The sequence below is a fragment of the Streptomyces filamentosus genome, assembly GCF_014654895.1.
GTDB classification, from domain to species: domain Bacteria; phylum Actinomycetota; class Actinomycetes; order Streptomycetales; family Streptomycetaceae; genus Streptomyces; species Streptomyces filamentosus.
Genome location: NZ_BNBE01000001.1, coordinates 930,334 through 950,687 on the forward strand (window position 1 = coordinate 930,334; position 20,354 = coordinate 950,687).

The following is a 20,354-nucleotide window of genomic DNA, read 5'->3' on the forward strand; positions in this document are numbered from 1 at the left end:
CGAGCATGGCGGAGCCGGGCGTCGAGACGCGTACGAGGAGTGCTGTGATCACCGCGCGGGCGACCGCCACCTTCGAGCCCGTCGGACGGTCCGTCGCCGCCGCCCGGGCCTTCGTCCGGGACACCCTCCAGGGCTGGGGCCATCCGGAGCTCGTGGACGACGCCGTCGTCCTGACCAGCGAACTGGTCACCAACGCCGTGGTGCACGCGGGCACCGCGGCCGACGTGCTGTGCCTGCGTTCCGAGGACAGCGTCCGCGTCGAGGTCGCCGACCGCTACCCGGAGCGCGAGATCCCGGTCCAGAGCGGCCGGACGATCGCGAGCCCGGACCGGGAGAACGGCCGGGGCCTGCTCCTGTGCGCCGCCCTCGCCGACCGCTGGGGCGTGGACTACTCCCCCACCCGCAAGCACGTCTGGTTCCACCTGGACCTCCCGCAGCGCCCGGTCGGCACCCGTTCTGCCGGCCCGGTCCTCCCCGACGCCCTCCTCCCGGTCGCGGACAGCCGGGTCCGCGTCGCCGTCGTCCAGATCGACCGCGACGGCGCCATCACCTCCTGGAGCGAGGACGCGGAGGAGCTCTTCGGGTACGCCCCCGAGCAGGTCACCGGCAAGCCCCTCGGCGACCTGGCGGCCTGGCCCCACACCCCCGGCATCGGCACCGGCCTCGCCGAGGCCCTGCGCCTGTCCCGCTGGGAGGGCAGCTACGGGCTCCGCCGCTCCGACGGCCGCGTCATCCCCGTGTACGCCTCCCACCTGCGGGTCCGGGACGCCGAGGGCGAGCCCTCCACGGTCTGCCTGCTGGTCCGGGAGGAGGAGCGGGCGGTCCTCCAGACCCCGCAGCGCCCCGCGGCCGATCCGGGCGCGGAGAGCCGCGCCACGGACCCCTTCGAGGTCTTCATCGGCTCTCCCGCCCCCGACGACCTGGACGGGCTGCTCCAGCGCACGGTCGAGCGGGCCCGGGACATGCTGGACGGCGACGCCGCCTTCCTCCTCCTCGCCACCGACGACGAGACCGAGCTGGAGGTGCGGGCGACCACCGGCCTCCCGGCGGCCCGCCAGCGCTTCGCCCGGGTCCCGGTGGAGACCGGCGCCAGCCGGTACGGCTCCGCCCGCATGCCGGCGGTCCACGAGGACCTGGCGGCCGTTCCCGGCGCCGTGCCCCTCCTGGAGGGCACCGGCATGCGTTCGGTCGTCACGGTGCCCCTGAAGGTCGAGGGCAGGCTCACCGGCTCCCTCGGGGTGGCCGCCGAGTCCGCGAACCGGTATTCGAACGAGGAGGCCCTGCGGCTCCAGTTCGCCGCGGACCGCATCGCCCTGGCCGTCGAGTCGGCCCGGCTCGGCGAGCTCGAACGGCTCCGCCGGGGCTCCCTCAGCTTCCTCGTCGAGGCGTCCGACCTGCTGGCCGGCACCCTCGACCGGGACCAGACGCTGGCCCTGATGGCCCAGATGACGGTCCCGACCCTGGCCACCTGGTGCGCGGTCTACACGATCGCCGACCCGGCCTCGGAGCCGTACCTGTCGTACGTGCTCCACGAGGACGAGGACCGCATCGACGGCCTGAAGGACCTGCTGGGCTCCATCGCCCCTCCGGACCCGGTGCCGGCGCCCGGCGCCCGGCTCTGGACGGCGCCCGGCGACGCGGCCCACCGGGCGGCGCTGGCCGCGTCGGCCCGCGAGCTGGACCACCTGGGCAGCCCGCTGTCCTCCGGCATCGACACCGCTCTGGCCACGGCCGGCGCGGTCGCCGGCGAGACGGTCGTGCTGCCCCTGGTCGCCCGCAACCGCGTGATCGGCATGCTGACCCTGGGCCGCCCGGCCGAGGACCACTTCCGCCAGGAGATCCTGGAGCTCGCCGAGGACCTCTCCCGCCGGGCCGCCCTGGCCCTGGACAACGCGCGCCTGTACTCGGAGCGCAACGCCATCAGCCAGTCCCTCCAGCGCAGCCTCCTGCCGCCGGACCTCCCGAAGATCCCGGGCGTCGAGGTGGACGTGATCTACCGCGCGGCCGGCGAGGGCAACGAGGTGGGCGGCGACTTCTACGACGTCTTCCCGATCCGGGAGAACGTGTACGGCTTCGCCATCGGCGACGTCTGCGGCACGGGCCCGGAGGCGGCGGCCGTCACGGGCCTGGCCCGGCACGCCCTGCGCCTCCTGGCCCGGGAGGGCTTCGGCGGCCCGGCGGTCCTGGAGCGCCTGAACACGGCCATCCTCGACGAGGGCGCCCGCAGCCGCTTCCTGACCCTCCTGTACGGCGAGCTCCACCCGCAGGCCGACGGTTCGGCGGTCCTGAAGGTGGTCTGCGCCGGCCATCCGCTCCCCCTCCGCCTGCGCCCCGACGGCACGGTCACCCCTGCCGCCGAACCGCAGCCCCTACTGGGCGTGATGGAGGACCTGGAGCTGTCCGAGGAGACCTTCACGCTCGCCCCCGGCGACGTCCTCCTCTGTGTCACGGACGGCGTCACCGAGCGCCGCGAGGGCACCCGCATGCTCGGCGACGACGGCCTCGCGGAAGCCCTGAAGACCTGCACGGGCCTCACCGCCGGCGCCGTGGGCGGCCGCATCCTCCGCGCCGTGGAACGCTTCGCCCAGGCCCCCGCCTCCGACGACATGGCCATCCTGACCATGCGCCTCCAGGAACCCGATCCCAGCTGACCCGGGAAAGAGTCGAGGGGTACCTCCGGCAGCCGGAGGTACCCCTCGACTCTTCTCTCCCAGGAACTTTCCGGGGAACGCAAAAAGGCCCCCGCCTGATGGCGGGGGCCTTTTCTCTGAGCCCTTTAACGGAATCGAACCGTTGACCTTCTCCTTACCATGGAGACGCTCTGCCGACTGAGCTAAAAGGGCGGGTTGTTCGGCGGTGTCCTACTCTCCCACAGGGTCCCCCCTGCAGTACCATCGGCGCTGAAAGGCTTAGCTTCCGGGTTCGGAATGTAACCGGGCGTTTCCCTAACGCTATGACCACCGAAACACTATGAAGTTGAACTCCAGCCAGATACTTGGCGAGTTCGTTGCTTCAGAACAAACACAGTGGACGCGAGCAACTGAGGACAAGCCCTCGGCCTATTAGTACCGGTCAGCTCCACCCATTACTGGGCTTCCACATCCGGCCTATCAACCCAGTCGTCTACTGGGAGCCTTACCCTCTCAAGGAGGTGGGAATACTCATCTCGAAGCAGGCTTCCCGCTTAGATGCTTTCAGCGGTTATCCCTCCCGAACGTAGCCAACCAGCCATGCCCTTGGCAGGACAACTGGCACACCAGAGGTTCGTCCGTCCCGGTCCTCTCGTACTAGGGACAGCCCTTCTCAATATTCCTACGCGCACAGAGGATAGGGACCGAACTGTCTCACGACGTTCTAAACCCAGCTCGCGTACCGCTTTAATGGGCGAACAGCCCAACCCTTGGGACCGACTCCAGCCCCAGGATGCGACGAGCCGACATCGAGGTGCCAAACCATCCCGTCGATATGGACTCTTGGGGAAGATCAGCCTGTTATCCCCGGGGTACCTTTTATCCGTTGAGCGACGGCGCTTCCACAAGCCACCGCCGGATCACTAGTCCCGACTTTCGTCCCTGCTCGACCCGTCGGTCTCACAGTCAAGCTCCCTTGTGCACTTACACTCAACACCTGATTGCCAACCAGGCTGAGGGAACCTTTGGGCGCCTCCGTTACCCTTTGGGAGGCAACCGCCCCAGTTAAACTACCCATCAGACACTGTCCCTGATCCGGATCACGGACCGAGGTTAGACATCCAGCACGACCAGAGTGGTATTTCAACGACGACTCCACAACCACTGGCGTGGCCGCTTCACAGTCTCCCACCTATCCTACACAAGCCGAACCGAACACCAATATCAAACTGTAGTAAAGGTCCCGGGGTCTTTCCGTCCTTCTGCGCGAAACGAGCATCTTTACTCGTAGTGCAATTTCACCGGGCCTATGGTTGAGACAGTCGAGAAGTCGTTACGCCATTCGTGCAGGTCGGAACTTACCCGACAAGGAATTTCGCTACCTTAGGATGGTTATAGTTACCACCGCCGTTTACTGGCGCTTAAGTTCTCAGCTTCGCAACCCCGAAAGGTCACTAACCGGTCCCCTTAACGTTCCAGCACCGGGCAGGCGTCAGTCCGTATACATCGCCTTACGGCTTCGCACGGACCTGTGTTTTTAGTAAACAGTCGCTTCTCGCTGGTCTCTGCGGCCACCCCCAGCTCAGACAGCAAGTGTCATCACCAGTGATGGCCCCCCTTCTCCCGAAGTTACGGGGGCATTTTGCCGAGTTCCTTAACCATAGTTCACCCGAACGCCTCGGTATTCTCTACCTGACCACCTGAGTCGGTTTAGGGTACGGGCCGCCATGAAACTCGCTAGAGGCTTTTCTCGACAGCATAGGATCATCCACTTCACCACAATCGGCTCGGCATCAGGTCTCAGACTATGTGCACGACGGATTTGCCTACCGTGCGTCCTACACCCTTACCCCGGGACAACCACCGCCCGGGCTGGACTACCTTCCTGCGTCACCCCATCGCTTACCTACTACCACCTTGGTTCGCCGGCTCCACCACTTTCCATTCCCCGAAGGGTCCGGAACGGCTTCACGGGCTTAGCATTAATGGGCTCGATATTGGGCGTTTCAAAGCGGGTACCGGAATATCAACCGGTTGTCCATCGACTACGCCTGTCGGCCTCGCCTTAGGTCCCGACTTACCCTGGGCAGATCAGCTTGACCCAGGAACCCTTAGTCAATCGGCGCACACGTTTCTCACGTGTGTATCGCTACTCATGCCTGCATTCTCACTCGTGAACCGTCCACAACTCGCTTCCGCGGCTGCTTCACCCGGCACACGACGCTCCCCTACCCATCACAGTCCCCGTTGGGGGTATGTACTGCAATGACACGACTTCGGCGGTACGCTTGAGCCCCGCTACATTGTCGGCGCGGAATCACTTGACCAGTGAGCTATTACGCACTCTTTCAAGGGTGGCTGCTTCTAAGCCAACCTCCTGGTTGTCTCTGCGACTCCACATCCTTTCCCACTTAGCGTACGCTTAGGGGCCTTAGTCGATGCTCTGGGCTGTTTCCCTCTCGCCCATGGAGCTTATCCCCCACAGTCTCACTGCCGTGCTCTCACTTACCGGCATTCGGAGTTTGGCTAAGGTCAGTAACCCGGTAGGGCCCATCGCCTATCCAGTGCTCTACCTCCGGCAAGAAACACACGACGCTGCACCTAAATGCATTTCGGGGAGAACCAGCTATCACGGAGTTTGATTGGCCTTTCACCCCTAACCACAGGTCATCCCCCAGGTTTTCAACCCTGGTGGGTTCGGTCCTCCACGAAGTCTTACCTCCGCTTCAACCTGCCCATGGCTAGATCACTCCGCTTCGGGTCTTGAGCGTGCTACTGAATCGCCCTGTTCGGACTCGCTTTCGCTACGGCTTCCCCACACGGGTTAACCTCGCAACACACCGCAAACTCGCAGGCTCATTCTTCAAAAGGCACGCAGTCACGAGACACAAGCAAGCTTGTGTCCGACGCTCCCACGGCTTGTAGGCACACGGTTTCAGGTACTATTTCACTCCGCTCCCGCGGTACTTTTCACCATTCCCTCACGGTACTATCCGCTATCGGTCACCAGGGAATATTTAGGCTTAGCGGGTGGTCCCGCCAGATTCACACGGGATTTCTCGGGCCCCGTGCTACTTGGGAAATACTCAAGCGAGCCGTACAGATTTCGTCTACGGGGGTCTTACCCTCTACGCCGGACCTTTCGCATGTCCTTCGACTATCCATACGGTTTCTGACTCGCCGACCAGCCGGCAGACTGATCAAGAGAACTCCCACAACCCCGCATGCGCAACCCCTGCCGGGTATCACACGCATACGGTTTGGCCTCATCCGGTTTCGCTCGCCACTACTCCCGGAATCACGGTTGTTTTCTCTTCCTGAGGGTACTGAGATGTTTCACTTCCCCTCGTTCCCTCCACACTGCCTATGTGTTCAGCAGTGGGTGACAGCCCATGACGACTGCCGGGTTTCCCCATTCGGAAACCCCCGGATCAAAGCCTGGTTGACGGCTCCCCGGGGACTATCGCGGCCTCCCACGTCCTTCATCGGTTCCTGGTGCCAAGGCATCCACCGTGCGCCCTTAAAAACTTGGCCACAGATGCTCGCGTCCACTGTGCAGTTCTCAAGCAACGACCAGCCACCCATCACACCCTGCCGAAGCAGAGTTTTACTGGGGCCGGCATCGCGAAGATACAACCTTGCGGCCGTACCCTCAGATACCCAACAACGTGCCAGGCACGATCTCTTGAGGTCTCTTCACGTTCCACGCCGAAGCAGTACTGGTGAAGGACTCGCCTGATCGTGCCAACTAATCAACGTTCCACCCATGAGCTGACCGTGCAGAACGTTTGCCTGCAATCGGTACTGTGCTCCTTAGAAAGGAGGTGATCCAGCCGCACCTTCCGGTACGGCTACCTTGTTACGACTTCGTCCCAATCGCTGGTCCCACCTTCGACAGCTCCCTCCCCGAGGGGTTGGGCCACCGGCTTCGGGTGTTACCGACTTTCGTGACGTGACGGGCGGTGTGTACAAGGCCCGGGAACGTATTCACCGCAGCAATGCTGATCTGCGATTACTAGCAACTCCGACTTCATGGGGTCGAGTTGCAGACCCCAATCCGAACTGAGACCGGCTTTTTGAGATTCGCTCCGCCTCGCGGCATCGCAGCTCTTTGTACCGGCCATTGTAGCACGTGTGCAGCCCAAGACATAAGGGGCATGATGACTTGACGTCGTCCCCACCTTCCTCCGAGTTGACCCCGGCGGTCTCCTGTGAGTCCCCATCACCCCGAAGGGCATGCTGGCAACACAGGACAAGGGTTGCGCTCGTTGCGGGACTTAACCCAACATCTCACGACACGAGCTGACGACAGCCATGCACCACCTGTATACCGACCACAAGGGGGGCACCATCTCTGGCGCTTTCCGGTATATGTCAAGCCTTGGTAAGGTTCTTCGCGTTGCGTCGAATTAAGCCACATGCTCCGCTGCTTGTGCGGGCCCCCGTCAATTCCTTTGAGTTTTAGCCTTGCGGCCGTACTCCCCAGGCGGGGAACTTAATGCGTTAGCTGCGGCACCGACGACGTGGAATGTCGCCAACACCTAGTTCCCAACGTTTACGGCGTGGACTACCAGGGTATCTAATCCTGTTCGCTCCCCACGCTTTCGCTCCTCAGCGTCAGTAATGGCCCAGAGATCCGCCTTCGCCACCGGTGTTCCTCCTGATATCTGCGCATTTCACCGCTACACCAGGAATTCCGATCTCCCCTACCACACTCTAGCCTGCCCGTATCGGATGCAGACCCGGGGTTAAGCCCCGGGCTTTCACACCCGACGTGACAAGCCGCCTACGAGCTCTTTACGCCCAATAATTCCGGACAACGCTTGCGCCCTACGTATTACCGCGGCTGCTGGCACGTAGTTAGCCGGCGCTTCTTCTGCAGGTACCGTCACTTTCGCTTCTTCCCTGCTGAAAGAGGTTTACAACCCGAAGGCCGTCATCCCTCACGCGGCGTCGCTGCATCAGGCTTTCGCCCATTGTGCAATATTCCCCACTGCTGCCTCCCGTAGGAGTCTGGGCCGTGTCTCAGTCCCAGTGTGGCCGGTCGCCCTCTCAGGCCGGCTACCCGTCGTCGCCTTGGTGGGCCGTTACCCCACCAACAAGCTGATAGGCCGCGGGCTCATCCTTCACCGCCGGAGCTTTCCAGTCCAGAAGATGCCTCCTGAACTCGTATCCGGTATTAGACCCCGTTTCCAGGGCTTGTCCCAGAGTGAAGGGCAGATTGCCCACGTGTTACTCACCCGTTCGCCACTAATCCACCCCGAAGGGCTTCATCGTTCGACTTGCATGTGTTAAGCACGCCGCCAGCGTTCGTCCTGAGCCAGGATCAAACTCTCCGTGAATGTTTACCGGATATCCGGTCACACTCGCGTTGAGCGGGACAGACGAGCCGGAATAAGGCCCGCTGTCCACAGCGTCCTCGCTGTGTCATCGCCACCCCCCGAAGAGGATGGACTTTTCAAAGGAACCTCGACCATCCGAAGATGGACGGGGTATCAACTAATCTGGCGTTGATTTTTGGCACGCTGTTGAGTTCTCAAGGTGCGGACGCTTCCTTCGATCCCGTTTCCGGGCCCTCCGGGCGCTTCCTTCGTTTCCGACTCTATCAGATCTTTCCGACCCGATTTCCTCGGTGCTTTCCGGTCCGAGTTTTTGTTTCCTCGGGCTTTCCAGCGCTTTCCGACTTTATCAGAAGTTCTGAGTCGGATTTCCCGCCTCCCGTTCAGCTGACCGGGCGCACTGCGGCGCCGGGAGCTTGCCGTTCTGGCGGAGCCGTAAACGTACTGGAGCGGGGCGCCCCGATGCAAATCGAGGCGCCCCGCTCCAGTGGTCGCGCTGGTCAGGCCCTTCGGGCTCAGACCTCGACGACGACCGGGAGGATCATCGGCCGGCGGCGGTAGGTGTCGGAGACCCACTTGCCGACGGTGCGGCGGATCAGCTGCTGGAGCTGGTGGGGTTCGACGACGCCGTCCTGGGCGGACTTGTTCAGCGCCTGCGCGATCTTCGGGAGAACCGCGTCGAAGGCGGAGTCCTCGATGCCGGAGCCGCGCGCGTGGACGTGCGGGCCGCCGGTGATCTTGCCGGTGGAGGAGTCCACCACGAGGAAGACCGAGATGATGCCCTCCTCGCCGAGGATCCGGCGGTCCTTGAGGGAGGTCTCGGTGACGTCGCCGACCGAGAGGCCGTCCACGTACACGTACCCCGCCTGGACCTTGCCGGTGATGCGGGCGCGGCCGTCGACCAGGTCGACGACGACGCCGTCCTCGGCGATGACGATGTGGTCCTTCGGGATGCCCGTCATCGCGCCGAGCTCGGCGTTGGCCCGGAGGTGGCGCCATTCGCCGTGGACCGGCATGAGGTTCTTCGGCTTGCAGATGTTGTAGAAGTACAGCAGCTCGCCGGCCGAGGCGTGGCCCGAGACGTGGACCTTGGCGTTGCCCTTGTGGACGACGTTGGCGCCCCAGCGGGTCAGGCCGTTGATCACGCGGTAGACCGCGTTCTCGTTGCCCGGGATGAGGGACGAGGCCAGGATGACCGTGTCGCCGGGGACGATCCGGATCTGGTGGTCGCGGTTGGCCATCCGGGACAGGGCCGCCATCGGCTCGCCCTGGGAACCCGTGCAGACCAGCACGACCTCGTCGTCCGGCAGGTCGTCCAGCGTCTTCACGTCCACGACGAGACCGGCCGGGACCTTGAGGTAGCCGAGGTCGCGGGCGATGCCCATGTTGCGGACCATCGAGCGGCCGACGAAGGCGACCCGGCGGCCGTACTCGTGGGCGGCGTCGAGGATCTGCTGGATGCGGTGGACGTGGCTGGCGAAGCTCGCCACGATGATCCGCTTCTGGGCGTTCGCGAAGACGTTCCGCAGGACGTTGGAGATGTCCCGCTCGTGCGCCGTGAAGCCGGGGACCTCGGCGTTCGTCGAGTCGGTGAGCAGGAGGTCGATGCCCTCCTCGCTCAGCCGGGCGAAGGCGTGCAGGTCCGTGAGGCGGTTGTCCAGCGGAAGCTGGTCCATCTTGAAGTCGCCGGTGTGGACGACCATGCCCGCGGGGGTGCGGATGGCGACCGCCAGGGCGTCCGGGATGGAGTGGTTGACCGCGATGAACTCGCAGTCGAAGGCGCCCAGCCGCTCGCGGTGGCCCTCGGCCACTTCGAGGGTGTACGGGCGGATGCGGTGCTCCTGGAGCTTCGCCTCGATGAGGGCGAGGGTCAGCTTGGAGCCGATGAGGGGGATGTCCTGCCGCAGGCGCAGCAGGTACGGCACGCCACCGATGTGGTCCTCGTGGCCGTGGGTCAGGACGATGCCGACGACATCGTCGATGCGGTCCTGGATGGTGGTGAAGTCGGGCAGGATCAGGTCGACGCCGGGCTGCTCCTCCTCGGGGAAGAGGACGCCGCAGTCGACGATCAGCAGCTTGCCGTCGTACTCGAAGACGGTCATGTTGCGACCGATCTCGCCCAGGCCGCCGAGCGGGGTGACGCGCAGGCCGCCCTGGGGGAGCTTCGGCGGGGCGCCGAGTTCGGGATGCGGATGGCTCAAAAGACTCTCCTCACCACGCGCGCCACGTACCGGTCGGCACGTGGCGCGCGTGACAATCGTGCACTTTCTGTCGTCTCTATTCAGTTGTGAAGTCGGTGGTCAGAGACCTACCCCGCCGGCGGCGAGGTCGATCTTGAGCTGGTCGGTCTCCGGGCCGGAGAGCTCGACGAGCGGGAGGCGCAGCGGACCGGCCGGGAGGCCCTGGAGGGCGAGCGCGGCCTTGGTGGTCATGACGCCCTGGGTGCGGAACATGCCGGTGTAGACCGGGAGCAGCTTCTGGTGGATCTCGGTGGCCTTCTCGAAGTCGCCCGCGAGGTGGGCGTCGAGGAGGGCACGGAGGTCCGGGGTGACGACGTGGCCCACGACGGAGACGAAGCCGACGGCGCCGACCGACAGGAGCGGCAGGTTGAGCATGTCGTCGCCGGAGTACCAGGCGAGGCCGGAGCGGGCGATGGCCCAGCTGGCGCGGCCGAGGTCGCCCTTGGCGTCCTTGTTGGCGACGATCCGGGGGTGCTCGGCGAGGCGGACGATCGTCTCGGTGTCGATCGGGACGCCGGAGCGGCCGGGGATGTCGTAGAGCATCACCGGGAGGCCGGTGGAGTCGGCGATCGCGGTGAAGTGCCGGTACAGGCCCTCCTGCGGGGGCTTGTTGTAGTACGGCGTGACGGCGAGGAGGCCGTGGGCGCCGTCGCGCTCGGCGGCGCGGGCCAGCTCGATCGAGTGGTGGGTGTCGTTGGTGCCGATGCCGGCGACGACGTGGGCGCGGTCGCCCACCGCCTCCAGGACGGCCCGTACGAGCTCCGATTTCTCCGCGTCGCTGGTGGTGGGGGACTCGCCGGTGGTGCCGTTGACGACGAGGCCGTCGTTGCCTGCGTCCACCAGGTGGGTGGCGAGTCGCCGGGCGCCGTCGAGGTCGAGTGCGCCGTCCGCCGTGAAGGGCGTGACCATGGCGGTGAGGACCCGCCCGAAGGGGGTCTGCGGAGTGGAGATCGGAGCCATGGGTAACACGCTACTCGCTGCTCAGCGCCGGGTGCCCCCTCGGGGGACGTGAGAAGAGGAGCCCGGCACTGCCTGCTCGGGGGTTCAAGCAGTGCCGGGTCCGTTTGATCAGCCTAGATGAACTTCACGAAACGTCGCAATACGGACACTTCATGAGAGTGGACGAACATCTGTGCCCTACGGAGCGACCCGGCCGTTCTTGTTGAAGGCCGCGTGGGTGAGCGGCATCAGCCGGGCCCAGTGCTCCTCCATCTTCTCGCCGACCATCTCGATCTCCCGCTGCGGGAAGGACGGCACCGCGGCCAGTTCGTGCTGGGTGCGCAGGCCGAGGAAGTGCATCAGCGAGCGCGCGTTGCAGGTGGCGTACATCGAGGAGTAGAGGCCGACCGGGAGGACCGAGCGGGCCACCTCGCGGGCGACGCCGGCGGCGAGCATCTCCTGGTACGTCTCGTACGCCCGGCGGTACGAGTCCTCCATCGCGCGGCCGGTCACCTCGTGCTGCTCCGGGGTGCCCTCGACGAAGACGTACTTGCCCGGGCGGCCCTCCTGGACCAGCTTGCGGGAGGCGTCGGGGACGTAGAAGACCGGCTGGAGCTCCCTGTACCGGCCCGACTCCTCGTTGTACGACCAGCCCACGCGGTGCCGCATGAACTCGCGGAAGACGAAGATCGGGGCGCTGATGAAGAAGGTCATCGAGTTGTGCTCGAAGGGGCTGCCGTGGCGGTCCCGCATCAGGTAGTTGATCAGGCCCTTCGAGCGCTCCGGGTCCTTCTGGAGCTCTTCGAGGGACTGCTCCCCCGCCGTGGAGACCCGGGCCGCCCAGAGGACGTCGGAGTCGGCCGCGGCGCTCTTGACCAGTTCGACGGTGACGTCGCTCCGAAGGTCGATCTTCACGGGCTCGGTGGGGGTGTCGGTCACCAGGGGTACCTTCCAGTCGCCATTCGCAGTCGCCCACTCTAACGACGTCCGTCCCGGTGGGGACGCACCCGCCCCGCCCCTCCGTCCGGAGGATGAGATTCGGCTGCTTCGGTGAAAAACGGCACCAAACCCTCGGTTCGCTCGTCTGTACCTGTGAGACGTGCGACAACCACCGAGGAGAGTGACACCCATGTTCAGGCGGGCAGAGGCCGTACCGTTCGCGTTTGTGGCGGAGGCCGACGAGTTCCGCAGTAACGTCACTCCTCCACCCCGGGAGCGACTGCGCCCCGGGCAGGTCGTCGGACGCACGCTGCTCGGGCTGACCGTCGTCGCAGGTCTCGTCGGGTCCCTGGTCCTCGGGATGCCCTCGCTCGACAGCACGAACTCGCCCACGCACCAGCAGCAGTCCGAAGCCTCCGACAACCGCTGAGGTAGCCTCACCGGGCACCGCCCCTTCGAGCGTGCTTGTGAGTGAGGAACCGCCGTGCCCCTGCCCTTTCTGACGGCCGACCGTGCCTTCGACACCACCGACGCCGTCGCGCTCCCGTTCGACGACCACGACCAGTGGCGCCGTCCGTACCGTCCGGGGCCCTACCGGGTCGGCGCGGCGGCGCTCGCGCTGCTGCTCGCCTCGTTCGTGCTGCTCGCCGCGGTGATCATCGCCGCCGCGGGCGCCGTCGGCGGGGCGCTGGTCACCTTCGGCTTCGCCGTGCTGATCATCCTGGCCGCGATGCGCCTGCTGCGCATGGGCACCTGGGTGAGCCGCGCCGGCGTGCGCCGCGTCGGCTTCTTCGCCACCTCCACCACCTCCTGGCAGAAGGTGGCCGCGGTCCGCACCGCCCAGCAGCCGGTGCGCTGGCTGAACTTCCCCCGCACCGTCCAGGGACAGGCCCTGCTCCTCGACCGGACGGCCGGTGAGCAGGTGGTCCTGCTCACCGACCACAACGCCGACTTCCTCTCCCGGACCGAGGCCTTCGACCGGGCCGCCGACACCGTCGAGGCGTGGCACGCGGAGTACGGCGTCAGGCGCTGACCGCCCGGCCCTCGTGGAGGGTGATGGCCCGCTGCATCGCCTTGCGGGCCCGGGGGGTGTCGCGGGCGTCGTGATAGGCGACCGCGAGGCGGAACCAGCAGCGCCAGTCCTCCGGCGACTCCTCCGTCTCGGCCTTGCGCCGGGCGAAGACCTCGTCCGCGGAATCGCGGTCGATGCGGCCGCCCTGGGTGCGCCGCAGCTCGTCGACGGGCAGTCCGCCCTCGGCCTCCAGCTCCGCCGCGAGCAGGTTCGCCCGGCGCGCGAAGCGGGTGTTCTTCCACAGGAACCAGCCGCCGACGCCCGGCAGCAGGAACGCCACCGCGCCCATGCCCATGGCCGCCGGCTCGCCGGTCAGGAGGAGCAGGACGCCCTCCATCGCCACCACCCCGAAGACCAGCACGAGGACGGTGGCGAGGAAGACGTACGTGATCTTGCCGCCCATGACCGTCAGCCCAGGTCCAGGAAGTGCTCCAGGCCGAACGTGAGGCCCGGGGTGTCCACCACGCGGCGGGCACCGAGCAGCACGCCCGGCATGAAGCTGGAGTGGTGCAGCGAGTCGTGGCGGACGGTGAGCGTCTCGCCCTCGCCGCCGAGCAGCACCTCCTGGTGGGCCAGCAGGCCCCGGAGCCGTACCGCGTGGACCGGAACGCCGTCCACGTCCGCGCCGCGGGCCCCGTCGAGGGCGGTCGCGGTGGCGTCCGGCTGGGCGCCCAGGCCGGCCTCGGCGCGGGCCTTCGCGATCAGCTGGGCGGTGCGGGTGGCGGTGCCCGAGGGGGCGTCCACCTTGTTCGGGTGGTGCAGCTCGATGACCTCGACCGACTCGAAGTACGGCGCCGCGAGCTGCGCGAACTTCATGGTGAGGACCGCGCCGATGGAGAAGTTCGGCGCGATGAGGACGCCGGTCGCCGGGGAGGCGGCGAGCCAGCCGTCCAGCTGCGCGAGGCGGTCCTCGGTCCAGCCGGTGGTGCCGACCACCGCGTGGATGCCGTGGCCCACGCAGTACTCGAGGTTGGCCATGACCGAGTCGGGGGTGGTCAGCTCGACGACGACCTGGGCACCCGCCTCGGCGAGGGCCTCCAGCTCGTCGCCGCGGCCCAGGGCCGCGACCAGCTCCATGTCCTCGGCGGCCTCGACGGCCCTGACGGCCTCGGAGCCGATGCGGCCCCTGGCACCGAGGACGGCCACGCGCAGCTTGCTCATCGCACTTCTTCCTTAGGGGTGGATCAGGAGACGGCCTGGTGGAGGCGGTCCGCCTGCTTGTCCTTCAGCGGGCCTATCACCGAGAGCGAGGGCCGCTGGGTCAGTACCTCACGGGCGACCTCCCGGACCTCGTCCGGGGTGACCGCCGCGATCCGGGCCAGCATGTCGTCGACCGACATCTGGGTGCCCCAGCACAGCTCGCTCTTGCCGATGCGGTTCATGATCGCGCCGGTGTCCTCCAGACCGAGGACGGTGGAACCGGAGAGCTGGCCGACGGCGCGGGCGATCTCCTCGTCGGAGAGGCCCTCGGCGGCGACCTTGTCGAGCTCCGCCCGGCAGATCCCCAGCACGTCGTGGATCTGGCTGGGGCGGCAGCCCGCGTACACGCCGAAGAGGCCGCAGTCGGCGAAGCCGGAGGTGTACGAGTACACGCTGTAGGCCAGGCCGCGCTTCTCCCGGACCTCCTGGAAGAGGCGGGAGGACATGCCGCCGCCGAGGGCGGTGTTCAGCACGCCGAGCGCCCAGCGGCGGTCGTCGGTGCGGGCCAGGCCCGGCATGCCGAGGACCACGTGCGCCTGCTCCGTCCTGCGGCCGAGCAGCTCGACCCGGCCGGCCGTGCGGATGGCCTTGCGGCCCTCGCGCGGGGTGATCGGGACGGCGTCGGCGCGGGTGAGGGCGCCGGCCTTCTCGAAGGCGCGGCGGACCTGGCGCACCACCGTGGCGTGGTCGACGTTGCCCGCGGCGGCGACGACCAGGTGGGTGGGGTCGTAGTGCTTCTTGTAGAAGCGGGCGATCTGGCCGCGGGTGAGCGCGTTGATCGTGTCGACGGTGCCGAGGACCGGGCGGCCCAGCGGGGTGTCGCCGAACATGGTCTGCGCGAACAGGTCGTGCACCACGTCGCCGGGGTCGTCCTCGGTCATCGCGATCTCCTCGAGGATCACGCCGCGTTCGGCGTCCACGTCGGAGTCGAGGATGAGCGAGCCCGTGAGCATGTCGCAGACGACGTCGATCGCCAGCGGCAGGTCGGTGTCGAGGACCCGGGCGTAGTAGCAGGTGTACTCCTTCGCCGTGAAGGCGTTCATCTCGCCGCCGACCGCGTCGATCGCGGAGGAGATGTCGAGGGCGGACCGCTCGGTCGTGCCCTTGAAGAGGAGGTGCTCCAGGTAGTGGGTGGCGCCGTTGAGCACCGGGGTCTCGTCCCGGGAGCCGACGTGGGCCCAGATGCCGAAGGTCGCCGAGCGCACCGAGGGGAGGGTCTCGGTGACGATCCGCAGGCCGCCGGGGAGGGTGGTGCGACGGACGGTGCCGATGCCGTCGCGGCCGGGCAGAAGCGTTTGGGTACGGGCGACGGCCCGCCCCCGGGAGGGGCGGGCCGTCGTCTCGGAACTACGGGACGTCACGAGGAGGCGTCGTCCTTCTTCTCGTCCTCGCCCTCGATCACGGGGATGAGGGAGAGCTTGCCGCGCTGGTCGATCTCGGCGATCTCGACCTGGACCTTGGAGCCGATCGCGAGCACGTCCTCGACGTTCTCCACGCGCTTGCCGCCGGCGAGCTTGCGGATCTGCGAGATGTGCAGCAGGCCGTCCTTGCCCGGGAGCAGGGAGACGAAGGCACCGAAGGTGGTGGTCTTGACGACCGTGCCCAGGTAGCGCTCGCCGACCTCCGGCATGGTCGGGTTGGCGATGCCGTTGATCGTGGCGCGGGCGGCCTCGGCCTGCGAACCGACCTGGGCACCGATGTAGATGGTGCCGTCGTCCTCGATCGTGATCTCGGCGCCGGTGTCCTCCTGGATCTGGTTGATCATCTTGCCCTTGGGGCCGATGACCTCGCCGATCTTGTCCACGGGGATCTTGACGGTGATGATCCGCGGGGCGTTGGGGGACATCTCGTCCGGGGTGTCGATCGCTTCCATCATCACGTCGAGGATGTGGAGGCGGGCGTCGCGGGCCTGCTTGAGGGCCGCGGCCAGGACGGAGGCCGGGATGCCGTCCAGCTTGGTGTCGAGCTGGAGGGCGGTGACGAACTCCTTGGTGCCGGCGACCTTGAAGTCCATGTCGCCGAAGGCGTCCTCCGCACCGAGGATGTCGGTGAGGGCGACGTAGTGCGTCTCGCCGTTGATCTCCTGGGAGATCAGGCCCATGGCGATGCCGGCGACGGGGGCCTTGAGCGGCACGCCGGCGTTCAGCAGCGACATGGTGGAGGCGCAGACCGAGCCCATGGACGTCGAGCCGTTGGAGCCGAGGGCCTCGGACACCTGGCGGATCGCGTAGGGGAACTCCTCGCGGGTCGGGAGGACCGGCACGATCGCGCGCTCGGCGAGCGCGCCGTGGCCGATCTCGCGGCGCTTCGGCGAACCGACGCGGCCGGTCTCGCCGACGGAGTACGGCGGGAAGTTGTAGTTGTGCATGTAGCGCTTGCGGGTCACCGGGGAGAGGGTGTCCAGCTGCTGCTCCATGCGGAGCATGTTGAGGGTGGTGATGCCCAGGATCTGGGTCTCGCCACGCTCGAACAGGGCGGAGCCGTGCACGCGCGGGATGGCCTCGACCTCGGCGGCGAGCGTACGGATGTCCGTGACGCCGCGGCCGTCGATGCGGACCTTGTCCTTGATGACGCGCTCGCGGACCAGGGCCTTGGTGAGGCTCCGGTAGGCGGCGGAGATCTCCTTCTCGCGGCCCTCGAAGGCCGGGAGGAGCTTCTCGGCGGCGAGCTCCTTGACGCGGTCGAGCTCGGCCTCGCGGTCCTGCTTGCCCGGGATGGTCAGCGCCTGCGCGAGCTCGCCCTTGACGGCGGCGGCGAGGGCCTCGTAGACGTCGTCCTGGTAGTCCAGGAAGACCGGGAACTCGCCCTCGGGCTTGGCGGCCTTGGCGGCCAGGTCGGCCTGGGCCTTGCAGAGGACCTTGATGAAGGGCTTCGAGGCCTCCAGGCCCGCGGCGACGACCTCCTCGGTCGGCGCCTCGGCGCCGCCCTTGACGAGGGCGATGGTCTTCTCGGTGGCCTCGGCCTCGACCATCATGATCGCGACGTCGCCGTCCTCCAGGACGCGGCCCGCGACGACCATGTCGAAGACGGCGTCCTCGAGCTCGGTGTGCGTCGGGAAGGCGACCCACTGGCCCTTGATCAGCGCGACGCGGACGCCGCCGATCGGGCCGGAGAAGGGCAGGCCGGCCAGCTGGGTGGACGCGGACGCGGCGTTGATCGCGACGACGTCGTACAGGTGGTCGGGGTTGAGCGCCATGACCGTGGCGACGACCTGGATCTCGTTGCGCAGGCCCTTCTTGAAGGACGGGCGCAGCGGGCGGTCGATCAGGCGGCAGGTGAGGATGGCGTCCTCGGAGGGGCGGCCCTCCCGGCGGAAGAAGGAGCCGGGGATCTTGCCGGCGGCGTACATCCGCTCCTCGACGTCCACGGTCAGCGGGAAGAAGTCCAGCTGGTCCTTGGGACGCTTGGAGGCGGTGGTCGCCGAGAGCACCATCGTGTCGTCGTCGAGGTAGGCGACGGCGGAGCCGGCGGCCTGGCGGGCCAGACGGCCCGTCTCGAAGCGGATGGTGCGGGTGCCGAAGGTGCCGTTGTCGATGACGGCCTCGGCGTAGTGGGTCTCGTTCTCCACTATGGGTTTCTCCTACGTTCGTCTTTGGTCCGTGCGCCCGTGTGGCGCGGGACGGGTGCGGGAGAAGCACCGAAGGGGCTGGCCGGTCTTCGATCGAAGCACCCGGGATGAGGTCCGGGGGCCACTACCGAGGACCGGCGGCGTGCCGGCTGCTTCTCGCGCGGGTGTGGCGTTCTGCGACCAGAGTAATTGCCGGTCGGTACTTCGCGCACGTACAGCAAAGGGAGCGGCCCCCTGAAAGTGGGAACCGCTCCCTCCACGGCGTCTTACTTGGCGCCGCCGGCCGCACCGCGGCGGATGCCGAGGCGGTCGACCAGCGTACGGAAGCGCTGGATGTCCTTCTTGGCCAGGTACTGCAGCAGGCGGCGGCGCTGACCGACCAGGATCAGCAGACCACGACGGGAGTGGTGGTCGTGCTTGTGGGTCTTGAGGTGCTCGGTCAGGTCCGAGATGCGGCGGGACAGCATGGCGACCTGGACCTCGGGGGAGCCGGTGTCGCCCTCCTTGGTGCCGAAGTCGGCCATGATCTGCTTCTTGACGGCGGCGTCGAGAGCCACGCGGTTCTCCTCAGGTTTCGTGCCCGCGAGTGCCCCTGGTCTACGTCTCAGGGGGGCTTCCATGACTCGGGAGCGGGTTCCGTCCGGCGCTGCTCCCCGAGGCGGGATCTCGCCTGCTTCCGGGAGCGCGTACACGAACGGCCGTCACACAGCGTACCAGGTGGCTCAGGAGGTGAGCGCCCGGATGGAGTGGTAGACGTCGAAGACCGCCAGGCAGAGCGGCAGCAGCGTGAGCAGGACGAAGGTCTCCGCGATCTCCAGGAAGCGGCCCCAGAAGGGGGTGACGCCCTTGCGCGGCACGATGAGGCCGATGGCCGTGAGGAGGGCGGCGACGGCGGCGACGGCGGCGGAGAGCCAGACCGTACGGATGTCGAGGGCGGTGCCGTCGCCCTTCAGCGCCTCCAGGAGGAGCTCCGCGGGCGGGTTCAGGCAGAGGCCGAGGCCGAGCAGGACCAGGGAGGCGAGGCCCGCCGCGAGGGCGCAGCCGACCTGCGCGGTGTAGCGGAAGAGGTGGGCGCGCATCAGCATGGCGACGCCGGTGGCGAGGGCGAGGAGCTGCCCCCACACGGTGTCGGAGAAGCCGAGGACGGCGGCCGAGCCGGCGGCGACGAGCGCGCAGCCGCCGACCAGGCCGACGAGGAGCTCGTGGCCGCGGCGGGCCTGGGCGGCGATGCGGACGGCGTCGACCGGGCCCTGGGGCTCGGTGTCGGAGCCGTAGCCGCCGACGGCGGTCCGGGGCGGCTCGAAGCCGATGGGGAGGCGGGCGAAGCGGGTGGAGAGGCCCGGCAGGAAGGCGAGCGCGCCGATCGCGAAGGGGGCGCAGACGGCGGCGGTCTCGGCCGGGGTGAGGTTCGTCAGGATGGCGGCGAAGCCGACCAGGAGGCCCACCGCGGAGGCGAGGACGAAGGCGACGAAGGGGCCGTCGCCGTTCGGGGCGACGAGGGTGAGGACCACCGAGCAGACGAGGACGGCGGCGCAGGCGAGCAGGAACTGAAGCCGGCCGACGCCCTGGCCCTCGATGAGGGCCAGCAGTCCGGAGCCGGCGACGGCGGCGTTCGCCATCGCCCCGGTGCCGAGCGCCACGGCGGAGCCCCGGTCGTCGTAGACGCGGGCGCGCACCGCGGCGAGCGCGAGGAGCAGCACGGCGGCGACGGCGGCCAGGACGCCGGGCAGGCCGTGCATGTCGTGCCGGGGCTCGGCCGTCCACAGGACGAAGGCGAGCAGGAGGAGCAGGACCGAGCCGCCGAAGAGGCCGGCGCCGCGCATCAGGGCGTCGGACCACAGGGTGCGGTCGCGGGAGACGGCGGAGGCCACCGCGTCGGAGACGTCGTCGAAGACGGCCGGGGGGAGCGACTCGGCGAAGGGCCGCAGGCTCAGCAGCTCGCCGTCGAGGATGCGCTGGGCGGCGAGCGAGCGGCTGCCGTCGAGGACGGTGCCGTCGCGGCGCACCAGGTGGTAGCCGACCGGGGCTCCGGGGGCGGGGGTCTGGCCGGAGAGGCGCAGCACCTCCGGGTAGAGGTCGGCGAGCGCGACGTCCTCGGGCAGGGCGACGTCGACGCGGCCGTCGGGCGCGACGACGGTGATCCGGCAGAAGCCGGTGCCGCCGTGGAACACGGTGGTGGGAGCCGACTGGCCGGCTCCGCCGGCCGTGGCTGGGGCCGTCATACTCACCTGCTGCTTCCCCTCGTGGTGGTCCCGCTCCGGCCGGCGCGGAGCGCGGTCGGCCGGCGGTCCGCGATCCGCGGACGGCGCGCTCCGAATGACCCGATTTTTGCGATAGTTCATGGGCACGCAAATATTTCGGGCCACCCTACCGCCCGCCCGCGACCCCGCACCAAAGTAGGATCCCTCCCCGCGGATGGATCCCGTC

12 protein-coding genes, 1 tRNA gene and 3 rRNA genes are annotated in these 20,354 nt (G+C 67.6%); 3 read left to right on the plus strand and 13 right to left on the minus strand.

Features of this window, described 5'->3' with window-relative positions; genetic code table 11:
• The first annotated feature begins 5 nt into the window (after nucleotides 1-5).
• Nucleotides 6-2,651, plus strand: coding sequence for a SpoIIE family protein phosphatase (locus IE326_RS03970; RefSeq protein ID WP_190040838.1), 2,646 nt, complete (start codon nucleotides 6-8; stop codon nucleotides 2,649-2,651).
• A gap of 119 nt (nucleotides 2,652-2,770) precedes the next feature.
• Here IE326_RS03970 and IE326_RS03975 read toward each other — a convergent pair.
• The 7 genes from IE326_RS03975 to thyX form a co-directional block, all read right to left on the minus strand.
• Nucleotides 2,771-2,843 (minus strand) — tRNA-Thr (locus tag IE326_RS03975).
• A gap of 5 nt (nucleotides 2,844-2,848) precedes the next feature.
• Nucleotides 2,849-2,965 (minus strand): 5S ribosomal RNA (gene rrf, locus IE326_RS03980).
• Nucleotides 2,966-3,042: 77 nt separating this feature from the next.
• Nucleotides 3,043-6,164: ribosomal RNA gene (locus tag IE326_RS03985) — 23S ribosomal RNA — on the minus strand.
• A 283-nt stretch (nucleotides 6,165-6,447) separates the two neighbouring features.
• Nucleotides 6,448-7,972, minus strand: a 16S ribosomal RNA gene (locus tag IE326_RS03990).
• The 16S, 23S and 5S rRNA genes sit together here with 1 tRNA gene alongside, the layout of an rRNA operon.
• A gap of 512 nt (nucleotides 7,973-8,484) precedes the next feature.
• Nucleotides 8,485-10,170 carry a ribonuclease J gene (locus IE326_RS03995; protein WP_150232200.1) on the minus strand — a complete coding sequence of 562 codons (1,686 nt, stop codon included), beginning with the start codon at nucleotides 10,168-10,170 and terminating at the stop codon, nucleotides 8,485-8,487.
• A 99-nt stretch (nucleotides 10,171-10,269) separates the two neighbouring features.
• Entirely contained in the window at nucleotides 10,270-11,169 is a 900-nt protein-coding gene (dapA, locus tag IE326_RS04000; RefSeq protein WP_150232199.1) for a 4-hydroxy-tetrahydrodipicolinate synthase, read from the minus strand.
• A gap of 177 nt (nucleotides 11,170-11,346) precedes the next feature.
• Nucleotides 11,347-12,087, minus strand: coding sequence for an FAD-dependent thymidylate synthase (gene thyX, locus IE326_RS04005; protein ID WP_150232198.1), 741 nt, complete (start codon nucleotides 12,085-12,087; stop codon nucleotides 11,347-11,349).
• A 190-nt stretch (nucleotides 12,088-12,277) separates the two neighbouring features.
• Here thyX and IE326_RS04010 point away from each other — a divergent pair, with 190 nt between their 5' ends.
• Complete coding sequence (locus tag IE326_RS04010; RefSeq protein WP_030753972.1) at nucleotides 12,278-12,517, plus strand: hypothetical protein; 240 nt, start codon at nucleotides 12,278-12,280, stop codon at nucleotides 12,515-12,517.
• A 54-nt stretch (nucleotides 12,518-12,571) separates the two neighbouring features.
• Nucleotides 12,572-13,120 carry an SCO5741 family PH domain-containing membrane protein gene (locus IE326_RS04015; RefSeq protein ID WP_190040839.1) on the plus strand — a complete coding sequence of 183 codons (549 nt, stop codon included), beginning with the start codon at nucleotides 12,572-12,574 and terminating at the stop codon, nucleotides 13,118-13,120.
• Here the strand turns inward: IE326_RS04015 and IE326_RS04020 are convergent.
• The 6 genes from IE326_RS04020 to eccD form a co-directional block, all read right to left on the minus strand.
• Nucleotides 13,110-13,562 carry a hypothetical protein gene (locus tag IE326_RS04020; RefSeq protein ID WP_150232195.1) on the minus strand — a complete coding sequence of 151 codons (453 nt, stop codon included), beginning with the start codon at nucleotides 13,560-13,562 and terminating at the stop codon, nucleotides 13,110-13,112. The genes IE326_RS04015 and IE326_RS04020 overlap by 11 nt on opposite strands.
• Before the next feature lie 5 nt (nucleotides 13,563-13,567).
• Nucleotides 13,568-14,320: a 4-hydroxy-tetrahydrodipicolinate reductase gene (gene dapB / locus IE326_RS04025; RefSeq protein WP_150232194.1), complete on the minus strand. Its 753-nt coding sequence runs from the start codon at nucleotides 14,318-14,320 to the stop codon at nucleotides 13,568-13,570.
• Nucleotides 14,321-14,343: 23 nt separating this feature from the next.
• Complete coding sequence (locus tag IE326_RS04030; protein ID WP_190040840.1) at nucleotides 14,344-15,720, minus strand: M16 family metallopeptidase; 1,377 nt, start codon at nucleotides 15,718-15,720, stop codon at nucleotides 14,344-14,346.
• A complete protein-coding gene (locus tag IE326_RS04035) occupies nucleotides 15,717-17,927 on the minus strand; it encodes a polyribonucleotide nucleotidyltransferase (RefSeq protein WP_150232191.1) in 2,211 nt (736 codons plus the stop codon). The genes IE326_RS04030 and IE326_RS04035 overlap by 4 nt, the downstream gene beginning before the upstream one ends.
• A gap of 266 nt (nucleotides 17,928-18,193) precedes the next feature.
• Nucleotides 18,194-18,484 (minus strand): 30S ribosomal protein S15, encoded by a 291-nt coding sequence (gene rpsO / locus IE326_RS04040; protein ID WP_030753991.1) that lies wholly within the window; start codon nucleotides 18,482-18,484, stop codon nucleotides 18,194-18,196.
• Between the two features lie 165 nt (nucleotides 18,485-18,649).
• Nucleotides 18,650-20,149 (minus strand): type VII secretion integral membrane protein EccD, encoded by a 1,500-nt coding sequence (gene eccD / locus IE326_RS04045; protein WP_190040841.1) that lies wholly within the window; start codon nucleotides 20,147-20,149, stop codon nucleotides 18,650-18,652.
• Nucleotides 20,150-20,354: the final 205 nt, after the last annotated feature.

Bases quoted from the DNA above. Each gene is read 5' to 3' on its own strand.
- IE326_RS03970 (WP_190040838.1), top strand. From the start codon at position 6: ATGGCGGAGCCGGGCGTCGAGACGCGTACGAGGAGTGCTGTGATCACC.
- dapA (WP_150232199.1), bottom strand. From the start codon at position 11,169: ATGGCTCCGATCTCCACTCCGCAGACCCCCTTCGGGCGGGTCCTCACC.
- IE326_RS04010 (WP_030753972.1), top strand. From the start codon at position 12,278: ATGTTCAGGCGGGCAGAGGCCGTACCGTTCGCGTTTGTGGCGGAGGCC.
- IE326_RS04020 (WP_150232195.1), bottom strand. From the start codon at position 13,562: ATGGGCGGCAAGATCACGTACGTCTTCCTCGCCACCGTCCTCGTGCTG.
- dapB (WP_150232194.1), bottom strand. From the start codon at position 14,320: ATGAGCAAGCTGCGCGTGGCCGTCCTCGGTGCCAGGGGCCGCATCGGC.
- eccD (WP_190040841.1), bottom strand. From the start codon at position 20,149: ATGACGGCCCCAGCCACGGCCGGCGGAGCCGGCCAGTCGGCTCCCACC.